This window comes from Shewanella waksmanii ATCC BAA-643 (genome assembly GCF_000518805.1).
GTDB classification, from domain to species: domain Bacteria; phylum Pseudomonadota; class Gammaproteobacteria; order Enterobacterales; family Shewanellaceae; genus Shewanella; species Shewanella waksmanii.
The window spans coordinates 168,065-180,658 of record NZ_KI912497.1 but is presented as its reverse complement, the minus strand read 5'-3'; the positions used below and the strand labels follow the sequence as shown (position 1 = coordinate 180,658).

Below are 12,594 nucleotides of genomic sequence, written 5' to 3'. Positions count from 1 at the left end.
CCTAATCTAACAGGTAACCTAGCTTAAAATTCAGCGTAGGTAATGAGTCTTCAGTAAATAGTAGCAACAGGTCGCATTGCACATCATGGTCTTCGATTCGGTAGTTGATCTCCATGGCTAAGGTACGCGCCCATTTTTCCGAATTATCATGAATGAGATCGTTCACAGTGCAATGTCTGCCAATCACTACTGGGTGGCTTTGACTAAATTTCATATGCAACTGTTCAGAAATACCACTGAGAAACGCGCCAATCAGCACATTGCCAGTATCTATCATCACTTCAGTTTCAGTATTGGTATCTTCCGGGTTAGCGAGGCCCATGAGTTTAGCCATATCTTGAAATGATGAATCATGAAATAGCAGTAAGGCTTCGCCAGCAACACCAGCACCGATAAAGCCTTGGCATAACGCTGATACCGTGCCGCTCTCTTCAGTGGCTTTTAACGTCATTGTTAGTTCACTGACTTCCAATACGTTAACGTTAGGGATGGGCAGGAGCACAAAGACATCAAGTAGCTTTGCGAGTAAGTCGGCAGCCCGTCCCATGGCAACATTGGCAACCTCTTGGCAAGCGTCACGAAGATCGACTTCGATCATTGGGCTCTCGTTGCTGTCTTCGCCTAATGCGATGGTTAATATGCCGTACTCTTGGAGGATATTGCTAATGGCATCGGCACTGACTGGTTTTTGGATGAAATCGAGTGCGCCCATTGCTTTGACGCGCTCATGGGCTTTGATTTGAATATCGCCAGACACCACAATTACCAGTGCAGGCAGATCTTCTTTTTGAATCGTTTCAAGTACTTCGTAGCCGTCCATGACCGGCATATTAAGGTCGAGAAACACCACTTCACCTTTACCAGCGCGGATCGCATCAATCCCTTCTGCACCGTTATTGGCAAAGGTAATATCCACGTCCCACTCTTTAGGCAGGGTTCTGGCCATCTGCTTTCTTGCTAGCGCAGAATCATCACAAATTAGCACTGGGATCGACATTTTCTTATCAACATCCTAATTTACCCATATATTGAAGATAACACTTAAATCAACATTTCGTATGTCGATTTGCTGTGATGGGCAAATATTTTATTTGTTTAACTTTACGACCTAATGCCCATCAATGGCGCATTGAGGCTCCCTTTTTTGTGCTATATGTTGTCGATTTTTATATCGTAAAGTGTATCGATATAGCGTGAACATAATGTTAATCGCCTGACTATCAGATTGAAACCTCTGCACAAATCCTAGAGACGGTATTTTGACGTCAGTCAAATTTATTACGCAATGTTATAACTTTTAGCCAATGAAGCCAAATATGTTAACCTCAAAGAGTGGACAGACCAGTTATAGGGAAAACAATGACGCAAACACTCGTAACCTTAGATATCCATCAGGGATTAGCCATGGTGGGGCTTAATCGTACTGACAAATACAACGCGCTGAGCTTTGAGATGTTTACTCGCATCGATCAAACGATCAAGCAGATCAGTCAGCGGCGCGATGTGCAGGCGGTGGTGTTATTTGGCCATGGTGACAACTTTTGCTCCGGTCTCGATGTCAAAAGCGTAATGTCATCGGCGATGCAGGCAGTTAAATTGCTATTTAAATGGTTGCCTGGCAACGCCAATCTAGCGCAGCGAGTGTCCATTGGTTGGCGCTGTTTACCGGTGCCGGTGATTTGTGCGATTGACGGCATCTGTTACGGCGGCGGGATGCAGATTGCGCTGGGATGTGACTACCGTATTGCCAGTCCTGATAGCCAACTATCGGTTATGGAAGCTAAGTGGGGCTTAGTGCCTGACATGGCGGGGCTAGTTGGTTTGCGCGAGCTGGTTGGTAAAGATCAGGCGATGCTGATGACGATGACAGCTGCAATATACTCTGGCAATGAGGCCAAGGCATTAGGCTTAGTGACTCGAGTAGAAGCGGCACCCATTGAAGCGGCCAAGCAACTGGCGACAGAATTAATGCGTACCTCGCCTGATGCCAATGCGGCGATTAAGCACAGTATCAATCGCAATTGGACTAACAGTATCCGCCGTCTATTAAGCCGTGAGTCACGGTTTCAGGTTGGTTTACTTGCAGGCAAAAATCGCGTGGTGGCAGCTCAGCGGCAAGGTAAACATCCCGATAAACCCTATAAGCAGCGCCAGTCTTGGTGGTAAGTCTCAGAGTGCGGCCAAGCGATGTGGCTAAATTTTGGCTTTGTTGGTTTAGCGCCTAATCTCAAGGCAAAAATGACGTTGTCACAAGGGATTGCTATTATGCAGCTTAATGTTGAATATCAAGGACTTTAGATAATGCAAAATTTGTTTGAACGGTTTTTATGGGGTAGCCGTTTATCCGTAATGTTAGGGGTATTTGCCTGTATTGCTGGCGCGTTTGTGGTGTTTATCATGGGCGTTAAAGATGTGGTGCACATGGTTGAGCTGCTATGGCACTATCTCATGTCAGGCAGTCATGATGTGCGCAATGAGCTAGTGATGGTGGTGGTAGAGATCCTCGATACTTTCCTATTAGGTTCTGTGTTACTGATATTTGCCTTTGGTTTGTATGAGCTGTTTATCAGTAAGCTCAATGCCGCAGAAGAAAGTGAGACCGGCGGTAAAATATTGCAAATTAGCAGCATTGATTCACTCAAGAGCAAATTAGGCAAAGTGATTTTGATGATGTTAATCATCAAAGTGTTCTCCTACTTTACTGAAATGAAGCCAGAGTCGATGCTAGAGTTACTTTATATGGGCATCATTGTGGTGCTGGTAGCATTAGCACTGATGCTCAGTAAAGATAAGCCGAGCTAAAGCGCAAAGCCAACAACATTGAAGCTTATGGGTAGGCTTTGTCGATACGACGACCAAAGCCTGCTATCAATGTCATCACATCTGGCCAACTGGCACTTTGATTAATATTTAACGACAAATATTGCTGCTCATAGCGCAGTGGTGCTGCCATCGGCGCTAATGCTTTGCGCTGGGTGGCAGTGGCTTGTGAGGCGCTGTGACCGTCGTTAGATTGAATGTCTAAAATAGGAATGTCGAGCTGAGCGAGTTGCTCAGGGATGAGCTGGTTTTCCTGATCGCGAAATCGGTAAGGATTTATCACTACTAAGATATCTGGCTTAGGCAACTTGCTCTCGCTGAGCAAGCTAATCACCACTCCTGCGCTGCGATCTAAGGTGATCAGCATGCGCTTGCCCGGATAAGCTGCCCCGACACTGTCGAGCTGATCTAACGTGGCTGTTAGTTGGTTAACTTGGGTGTCGGTGAGTTTTTGCCACTGCTCGTCAGAGTATTTTTTTAGTGGTTTATTATTTTGTTCACTGAGCTGCTTTTTGCCAGCCTTGGCGACTTCACTCGCCTCAGTGGCATAGTTTGCCGGCGAAATTGCAGCTGGTGGTGTGATAGCAATGCTGGCCCACCCCTGAGGATTAATGTGGCGACGTATATACTGCACCACACCAGCTTCATCAGCATGGGCGCCAAAATCAGCCACTAGAATTGCCGCGCCAAATTGATGCTTACCACGCCACGACCTCACCAATGCTTGGCCGCTGTCATCATTGCCTAGGCTCACCACTTCTTTGGCATCAAGATAATCATACCGAGATGATTCAGCGCTTAATGAGTGGCTGAACAGCAAACTGAGTAGCACAAGCGTAGCGGTCAAGAGATGTGGCATAGTCGACAATACTGAATGAATATAGAGCAAGTATAATAGCAATCAACGCCGATTAGTTGTAGCGCAAAAAATAAAAAGCCCCAGTAGAAACTGAGGCTTAATTGGTTATCAAGCTAGCGTAGGTTAAGCGTGGCTAACCAGTACAAGTCGAATGGCATCAAGTTGCAGTTGGCAGTTATCAATATAGCCGTTTAGCTCAGCCATCTGCTCGGTTAAATGGCTCAACTCTTCATCACGAATATTGGGGTTCACAGCTTTTAATGCTTCCAGTCGCTCCAATTCACCGGTTAACTGCTCGGTCATTTTAGCTCGTGCCCCTTCTGCAAGTAGGGTTAGCTCTTTATCTGCAAACTCGGCCGCGGTGCTGAGCAGTGGATGCAATAAGGCTTGTGAAGCATTGACTAGTTTGCTGGCAATATGACGATTGACCGCACTAAGCTGCTTATCAAAACTGTCATAGCTGACATTGTCCGATAGGTTATTGCCGTTTTTGTCCAGCAAGATACGTACTGGTGTAGGCGGCAAGTAACGATACAGCTGGCTCGATTTAGGTGCAGAGGCATCGGCCATGTAGATCAACTCTAGAAATATGGTGCCTGCGGGTAGCGCTTTGTTTTTCAGCACTGCCACACTCGTGGTGCCGGTTTCAGAAGAAGTAATTAAATCCAGGCCGGTTTGTACTAGCGGATGCTCTTGGGTGATCAAAGCGATATCGTCTCGAGATAGTGCCACATTACGATCGAAAGTCACCGTGATGCCATCTTCTGGCAACCCTGGGTAGGTTGGGAACATCATATGTTCGCTAGGGTGCAGTACGATGGCATTTTCACCGCTATCTTCTTGCTCTACACCAATAATATCCCATAGCCGGATCACTGAGCCAATTAAGTGAGTATCTTCATCTTTGGCAGCTAACTCGTTAACCAACTTATTGGCGCGCTCACCACCGTGAGAATTAATCTCTAGCAGTTTATCGCGGCCTTGTTCCATTGCGAGCTTTAGCTCTTTGTAGCGCGTCTGAGTATGGTTGAGTAGCAAAGTCATGTTGTCGCTATCTGGCGCCACGAGTTGACTTAATAACTCTTCAGCAAATTCATTAAATAAGATGTGGCCACTGGGGCAGGTTTGCTCAAAGGCGTTAAGGCCTTGGTGATACCACTGCATTAATGACTCTTGCGCAGTACCCGCGAGGTAAGGCAAATGAATTTCAACGTCGTTGTTTTGCCCAATCCGGTCTAAGCGACCAATACGCTGCTCAAGCAAATCAGGGTTCAGTGGTAGATCGAACAATACCAAGTGACTGGCAAACTGGAAGTTACGACCTTCAGAGCCAATTTCACTACAGATAAGTGCTTGAGCACCACCAGACTCTTGTGCAAAGTAGGCGCCGGCTTTATCTCGCTCAATAATCGACATGCCTTCGTGGAATACCGTGGTTTGAATCCCTTCACGGGTACGCAGGGCTTCTTCTAAGCTCAATGCCGTTTCTGCTTGGCTAGCGATAATCAGCACTTTCTTGCTGCGATGGTTTTTAAGGAAATCAATCAACCAATCAACTCGCGGATCGAACTTCCACCAGCTGGCGCTAGAACTTTCAAATTCTTGGTAAATTTTCTCAGGGCTAAGGGCCTGTTTAACTTTGCCTTGGGTATCTAAGTGGCCATTCATCATTGCGCCGACTTTCGCAGCAGTCACATATTGCTGCGGCATAGCCTGAGGGTGTGGATGGAAATGGCGAACCGGGAAGCCTTTTACTGATGCACGGCTATTACGGAACAACACGCGGCCGGTGCCATGGCGGTCGAGCAATTCTTGTAGCAACTCATCACGGGCGCTGTTGCGCAGGTCGATATCTAAGCTGTCATCTTCAATCAGACGCAGCGTTGGTGTGATGTCTTTTTCACTCAGTAGTTCTGTAAGGCTGTTGACGGCTTCGTCACTGAGTTGCTTACCGCTGCTGAGCGCATCGGCCGCACTGGCAACTTCTTTGTAGCTTTGCTCTTCATTTAAAAATGCTTGGTAGTCGTAGAAGCGATCAGGATCGAGCAAGCGTAAGCGCGCAAAGTGGCTTTGATGACCTAATTGATCCGGTGTTGCGGTAAGCAGTAATACTCCAGGTACCACTTCACTTAAGGCTTCAACAACACGATAGGCACGACTTGGTGCCTCTTCGGTCCACTCTAAATGGTGGGCTTCATCAACCACCATTAAGTCCCAGTCTGCATCGAGTGCTTGATCGAGGCGCTTTTTCTTACGCAGCAGTTCAAGTGAGCAGATGACCAGTTGTTCGGTGTAAAATGGGTTGTCGTTATCGGCATAGGCTTCAACGCAGCGATCTTCATCAAACACGGAAAAACGTAAATTGAAGCGGCGAAGCATTTCCACTAGCCATTGATGACGCAAAGTGTCTGGCACAATCACTAAGATGCGTTCAGCACGGCCGGTGAGTAGCTGCTGATGAATAATTAAACCGGCTTCAATGGTTTTACCTAGACCAACTTCATCGGCCAGTAACACCCGCGGAGCAAATCGCTGTCCAACTTCATGGGCAATCCATTGTTGGTGTGGGATCAGTCCAACTCGTGGGCCCTGCAAGCCAAGTAAGTCTGATGTTGCCAATTTATGGCGCAGTAACTGGCATTGGTAACGCACACCGAAACGGTCAAGGCGATCGATCTGCCCAGCAAACAGACGGTCTTGCGGCTTATTAAAACGGATGTTGTGGTTAAGCAAGGTCTCTCGCAGACTCACAGCCTCACCGGTGTCATTGTGGCTACCGTGGTAAATGATTAATTGATCTTTTTCTTCAACTTCACTGACAGTTAAGCTCCAACCTTCATGGCTCTCAATACTGTCTCCCGGGTTGTAGATAACACGGGTTAATGGGGCATCGTTACGTGAGAACATGCGGTTCTCATCCGTGGCAGGAAACATAAGTGTGACCATACGGCCTTCAATTCCAACTACCGTACCTAAACCAAGCTCTGATTCGGTATCACTTATCCAACGTTGACCTAAAGAAAAGGGCATCAATATTTCTCATTTACTGGGTGAATCACAAGGGGGCGCGTATGTTATACCAATCGCGAGCATTTTGAAAATTGAACCCGCTAATATTAGCGTAATGGCCAACACGATAGATTACAAATTCAGCAATTGATATTTATTGGCTTGCTGCTTTGTCGTTGGCAGGTTTTGGTACTACCTTGGGTGACAGATATTGTACGACTTGTTGGTTATTTGAGCGGGCATAAGCCCATCAGGGCCGTAGTCATCTGTTTGTCATCTAGGCAGGCTATTTATGATTTGCCTACGAGTGAAAAACTTAATTGGAGCATTGATGAGTTGGAAATATGCTGGCAGTATGAGATTAGGCATAAGTCATTTCCACTTTTCAAAATAGGAGTTCGTTTTATTTCGTTAAATTAAAAATATTGCACAATTTGGAGGCGCCATGGAACAAGACGACAGAAAGTTGTTTGTACTGGATACCAACGTGCTACTGCATGAACCTTTAGCGATTTATTCTTTTAAGGAACATGATGTAGTCGTGCCAATGACGGTTCTAGAAGAACTGGATGTAATTAAAGATAGAAAACGAGATGTAAGCCGAGATGCCCGGGTCGCCATCCGTGCATTAGAAGATATTTTAGGGGGCAAGACCACACCCGAACAAATTGTTCAAGGCGTACCGCTGCCACGCCGTGAAGACCACAGTGATGCCAACGGCACACTTTCTATTTTCCCCGATCACCAAATCGATAATACGCAAGCATCGCTACCCGGTGACAATAACGATAACTGCATCATCAACACAGCCTTACATTTGCAGCTTCAGCACCAACCTCGCAAAGTCGTACTCGTCACTAAAGATATCAACATGCGCCTCAAAGCCAAAGGGGCAGGTATCCAACATGTAGAGGACTACCGAACCGATCAGTTAATTGACGATATTCGTTTTTTAACCAAAGGTTTTCATCAATTTGAAGGCGACTTTTGGGCACGTAAAGAGCATGTATCGACCGAAAGTCATGGCAGACAAACCATTCATACGGTGCCCACTGACGAGGTGGGAGAAGAGCACTTTTATACCAATCAGTATTTAATTGACGAAGAATCTAATTTTTGTGGTCGAGTGATGGCGCCGCCGACCGAAGATGTCAAAATTCTCGATTTAGGCAAAGATAGATTGCTTAACCTCGATGCGTGGGGAATTAGGCCAAAAAATATCTACCAAGGCATGGCGCTGCAAGCCTTACTGGATCCAGATATTGATTTGGTCATTTTAACCGGCCCAGCAGGCTGTGGTAAAACCCTATTAGCGATGGCTGCGGCGTTGGAAATGGTGGTGGAGAGGGGCCTGTATGACAAAGTCATTGTCACGCGAAACACCCCCGAGATTGCAGAGTCGATTGGTTTCTTACCGGGCACCGAAGAGGAGAAAATGGCGCCTTGGTTAGCGGCGATCACCGATACTCTAGAAGTGCTGCATAAAAATGATGTTAACCCGAGTGGCAGTATGAATTACATCATGGATAAGGCCAATATTCAGTTTAAGTCGATTAACTTTATGCGCGGCCGCTCGATTCAAAATTCGGTGGTGATTCTCGATGAGTGTCAAAACCTGACCGCATCGCAAATCAAAACCATGATCACCCGCATGGGTGAGGGCACTAAGCTGATATGCGGCGGTAATCTGGCGCAAATCGATTCTAATTACTTGACGCCAGTGACCTCGGGATTGACCTATATTGTCGAACGATTTAAAGACTTTGAAGGCAGTGCCAACGTCTACCTAAACGGGGTTGTGCGCTCACGCTTGGCAGAGTTTGCCGAGGAAAATCTATAACCGCTACGTTTCCGTCCGTATTTCGTATAGTTTTTGACTTAGGCCACGTTATTCGTGGCCTTTTATTTCCGGTTTTTCAGTTTTTTATACTAATATCTGTCAGGCAGATATTGAACTAATCCCACAGTTTACGTGTCTTTGATATCACAGATTATCAGTTCCGCTTCGCTAAGTTGATTTTGCTAAGCTGCAATTTTGGTTCGGTGTGCTTGTTTTTGCGGCCTTTGTCGTAGATTGATAATTGTTGTTGTGGGGTAATATAGAGTATTCCATTGATCTATGTTCCTGATACTATATGAGGAATTGATTAAGACACGGCATGGACCAGCCGTGTATTCATAGCTGTTCTCAAGGGTAATTGATGAAATCAACTGAGCCGGATCTTCAACTGAAGTCGCCGATACAGAAAAACTACAACCGCGCCGTGTTCTACACCTATATAGGTGTGATCATTATGGCATTGCTAACCGCATGGTTTTTCTTTGAACGCCAAAAGACCACCATGATGGAGCAGCGTGAGGAGTTGGTCGAGCGCCATGTATTGCAGATCGATCTGTTATTAGAATCCAGCATTCGTGCGGTAAAAAGCTTGCGTAATGTGGCTGTAGATCATCTTCGCTTAGGTGAGTTAGTGCGCAGTGAGCGGCTGCCGCAATATGAAAAGTTTAATGAAAGCGGTCAGTTTTTTACCCTAGAACCGAGTTATGCCCAAAGTGGTGAGCCGTTTACCAATATGGGACGCATCACAGGCTCTGGATCGCTTAATGGTCGCAGTGATAAGTTTTATCAAGAATTAGAGATGCTATTTGAGTTGTCGCTATCGTTTCCGGTCGCGACCGAAGCCGCGCCGAAAGCCTCTTCGATCTACTATATCTCTAAGCGCCGCATCATGTCCTATTACCCTTGGCCCTCAGATGAGCAGCGATTTAGAGAAGAGTTACTGAATAAAAACCAGTTCCAACTGGCTACCCCAGCAATGAATCCACAGCGCACCGTTTTTTGGAGCCCAGCATATGTGGAGCCAACTGACAAAGGTCTATTAACCACGCTTGGTGTGCCTATTTATCTTGAAGATGAGTCTATCGGCTCTATCAATTTGGATATGACGTTAGCCTCGCTGGCCAAGCAGATGCGCTTGTACTTTAAAATGCCCGGCACGGTTATTTTGCTCGATCAGCGCAACAATATTCTGTCGCACAGCGGCACAGATACCGATGACATTAATCGGGTATATCACATCAGCCAAAAGATCCCATCAGAGCTGCACTCGGTGCCCGAATCTGAGCTGTATTCAGCCCATGAAGGCATTATTCGCAACGGTTACTACATTCACTCAGTGGCGCTACAAAATGCCCCGTGGCGCTTATTGTATCTGCAAAAAGAGAGCGATCTTTTTAGTGAGTCTTGGGACAAGTTAGAGCTGACCTTTATCTTAGTGGTGATTGCCTTATCGGTATTGGTGACCATTGTGCATTGGCAAACTCGCCGCTCTTTTGTAAGCCCGGCATCGAGGTTGCTGACGCACCTAGAAAGCTGCTCACAAACGCCGCGTAAACCGCCGGAGAAGATCACTCCAGGCTGGGAGCCGTGGTTCCAGTTGGTGAGTCGGATTTTTGAAGAGAACCAGCAATATACCCGACACCTTGCAGAGCAAAATAGGCGCTTGGATAAGCTGGTTGCCCGGCGTACCGAGCGGCTAAAAGAGACCACGGAACGCCGTGAACGAGAATACGCTTTGCTGCGATCGTTACTTGATTCTATTCCCGAAGCGATTGTGTTTAAGGACAAAGAAGGTAAGTACTTAGGTTGCAACAAGTCCGCTGAACGCATGCTGGGTTACAGCGAAAGCGAGATGATTGGTCAAGACTCAATCAAGCTGACCAGTGATGAGCAATCGGCACGAATTCGTGCGGAAGATGAACGGGTATTGTTGGAGCGTACTCCGCTGCGCTATCAAGAAAAAGTCGAGTTGGCCGGTAAGCCAGTGTTGCTCGATATTCTCAAGCTGCCATTCTACAACCGTCGTGGTGAGTTGTTGGGTTTGATTGCCGTATGGCGTGATGTCACCCGAGAATATGAGTCGGCTGAGCAGCTGCGCCTTTCAGAAGAGCGCTACCATTTAGCGATGGATGCGGTAGAAGATGGTCTGTGGGATTGGTACTTGGATTCAGAGCAGATCATCTGTAATCCAGCTTATTACTCAATGTTGGGCTACAAGAGCAATGAGTTCCCCGCCTTGGTCTCAACCTTGGACGATCTGATACACCCAGATGATCGGATTCGCGTAGAAGAGTACCGTGAAGCGTATCTTGCCGACCCCATTGGCGCTTACGATATTGAATTTAGAATGCGCGGCAAAACCGGTCAATACCATTGGTTGCTTTCCCGTGGTCGTGTGGTTGAGTTTACCGCGGAAAAACAACCTAAGCGTATGGTTGGTACCCATAAAGATATTACCCGCCATAAGAGTAACGAGGTGGCGCTGTTAGAAGCTAAGCAAGATGCTGAATCGGCGAACTTATATAAGAGTGAATTCCTGGCTAACATGAGTCATGAAATTCGCACGCCAATGAACGCCATCATTGGGATGTTGCAGCTGGCTCAGCGCACATCGCTGACCCAACAACAGCAAGACTACCTTGATAAAGCCGGTTTCTCGGCGCAGTCACTGCTGCGGATCATTAACGATATTCTCGACTTCTCTAAAATTGAAGCTGGTAAGCTTGAGCTAGAGCGGGTGTCATTCCCGCTGGGCAAAGTGCTTGATCATGCGCTCGATCTCAACGCGCTGAAGGCGCAAGAGAAAGGCGTTGAACTGTTATTGTATGCTCCGGTCACCGCAGGTTTGATCCTAGAAGGCGATCCACTGCGTTTAGGGCAAGTCCTGATTAACATGCTGTCTAATGCGGTCAAGTTCACCCAAACCGGTGAGATTGAACTGGGTTGTGAAGATGTCGGTGAGCGCGATCACCGCATTACTTTGAAGTTCTGGGTGCGTGATACCGGTATTGGTATCAGTAAAGAACAGCAAATGAACCTGTTTGATGCCTTTGCCCAGGCCGATGGCTCAACCACACGTAAGTACGGCGGTACAGGGTTAGGCTTGTCAATCAGTAAGCACTTAGTGTCCATGATGGGCGGCACCATGCAGGTGCAAAGTGAGATTGGCGTGGGCAGTACCTTTAGCTTTACCATCAGCTTTGAGATTGCAGAAGAAGCAGAGATTAAACCTTTAGTGGTGCCGGAAGTGCTCGATAACCTCACCACCTTAGTGGTCGACGATAACCCGACAGCGCTGCAAATTTATTCGACGGTTATGCGTGACTTCCATTTTGATGTTGATACTGCAGCCACGGGCGCAGAAGCCCTGTTTAAGCTAAGTAAAAAGCCGGTCGATTTGCTGTTGCTAGACTGGATGGTGCCAGAAATGGACGGTATTGAAGTGATTCGCGAGCTTGATGCGATGGTTGCCGATGGTCGTTTAGACAAGCGCCCTGTGATCATCATGATGACCGCGTATGCTTCTGAGCCACTCAAAGAAGATGCCGACAAGGCCAACATCTTTGCCATGTTGCAAAAACCATTTAAAGCATCGGCACTGTTTGATGAAATCATCTCTGCGTTCATTGATAAACCGGCATTGAATCCGGTCAAAGAGCTGCCAAAAGAGAGTGAAACCGAGCAAAGCGGTGATATCTTGCTGGTGGAAGACAACTTTATCAACCAACAGGTCGCCACTGAACTGCTTAAGAGTGCCGGTTATGAAGTCGATGTAGCTGACAATGGCCAAATTGCTATCAATATGATTGCTAAGCGAAAATATGATGCGGTATTGATGGATATTCAAATGCCGGTTATGGATGGTTTAACCGCCACGCAAGAGCTGCGTAAGCAATACAGCGCCACAGAGCTACCGATCATTGCCATGACCGCCCACGCGATGTCAGGTGACCGCGAGAAAAGCTTGGCAGCAGGCATGAACGCTCACATCACCAAACCGATCGTTCTCAATGAATTGTTCGACACCTTAACCCATTGGATCAACCAAAAAAGCTAGCCCCAGCCT

General features: G+C 46.9%; 7 protein-coding genes. 4 read left to right on the top strand and 3 right to left on the bottom strand.

Going from position 1 to position 12,594, the window contains the following annotated elements; translation table 11 throughout:
- Nucleotide 1 precedes the first annotated feature (1 nt).
- Entirely contained in the window at nucleotides 2-997 is a 996-nt protein-coding gene (locus L865_RS0120880; protein WP_028775002.1) for a response regulator, read from the bottom strand.
- 362 nt (nucleotides 998-1,359) lie between these two features.
- On the opposite strand from L865_RS0120880, the gene L865_RS0120875 reads away from it, so the two are divergent.
- Together L865_RS0120875 and L865_RS0120865 are read left to right on the top strand one after the other, a co-directional pair.
- Complete coding sequence (locus L865_RS0120875; RefSeq protein ID WP_028775001.1) at nucleotides 1,360-2,166, top strand: crotonase/enoyl-CoA hydratase family protein; 807 nt, start codon at nucleotides 1,360-1,362, stop codon at nucleotides 2,164-2,166.
- 135 nt (nucleotides 2,167-2,301) lie between these two features.
- Complete coding sequence (locus L865_RS0120865) at nucleotides 2,302-2,802, top strand: YqhA family protein (RefSeq protein WP_028775000.1); 501 nt, start codon at nucleotides 2,302-2,304, stop codon at nucleotides 2,800-2,802.
- Between the two features lie 25 nt (nucleotides 2,803-2,827).
- Here the strand turns inward: L865_RS0120865 and L865_RS0120860 are convergent, their stop codons facing one another.
- On the bottom strand, nucleotides 2,828-3,679 hold the full coding sequence (locus tag L865_RS0120860) for a DUF3530 family protein (RefSeq protein WP_028774999.1): 852 nt from the start codon (nucleotides 3,677-3,679) through the stop codon (nucleotides 2,828-2,830).
- Nucleotides 3,680-3,802: 123 nt separating this feature from the next.
- Entirely contained in the window at nucleotides 3,803-6,709 is a 2,907-nt protein-coding gene (rapA, locus tag L865_RS0120855; RefSeq protein ID WP_028774998.1) for an RNA polymerase-associated protein RapA, read from the bottom strand.
- 424 nt (nucleotides 6,710-7,133) lie between these two features.
- On the opposite strand from rapA, the gene L865_RS0120850 reads away from it, so the two are divergent.
- On the top strand, nucleotides 7,134-8,528 hold the full coding sequence (locus tag L865_RS0120850; protein WP_028774997.1) for a PhoH family protein: 1,395 nt from the start codon (nucleotides 7,134-7,136) through the stop codon (nucleotides 8,526-8,528).
- Between the two features lie 361 nt (nucleotides 8,529-8,889).
- Nucleotides 8,890-12,585: a response regulator gene (locus tag L865_RS0120845; protein WP_028774996.1), complete on the top strand. Its 3,696-nt coding sequence runs from the start codon at nucleotides 8,890-8,892 to the stop codon at nucleotides 12,583-12,585.
- The last annotated feature ends 9 nt before the right edge of the window (nucleotides 12,586-12,594 follow it).

Bases quoted from the DNA above. Each gene is read 5' to 3' on its own strand.
- L865_RS0120880 (WP_028775002.1), bottom strand. From the start codon at position 997: ATGTCGATCCCAGTGCTAATTTGTGATGATTCTGCGCTAGCAAGAAAG.
- L865_RS0120875 (WP_028775001.1), top strand. From the start codon at position 1,360: ATGACGCAAACACTCGTAACCTTAGATATCCATCAGGGATTAGCCATG.
- L865_RS0120865 (WP_028775000.1), top strand. From the start codon at position 2,302: ATGCAAAATTTGTTTGAACGGTTTTTATGGGGTAGCCGTTTATCCGTA.
- L865_RS0120860 (WP_028774999.1), bottom strand. From the start codon at position 3,679: ATGCCACATCTCTTGACCGCTACGCTTGTGCTACTCAGTTTGCTGTTC.
- rapA (WP_028774998.1), bottom strand. From the start codon at position 6,709: ATGCCCTTTTCTTTAGGTCAACGTTGGATAAGTGATACCGAATCAGAG.
- L865_RS0120850 (WP_028774997.1), top strand. From the start codon at position 7,134: ATGGAACAAGACGACAGAAAGTTGTTTGTACTGGATACCAACGTGCTA.
- L865_RS0120845 (WP_028774996.1), top strand. From the start codon at position 8,890: ATGAAATCAACTGAGCCGGATCTTCAACTGAAGTCGCCGATACAGAAA.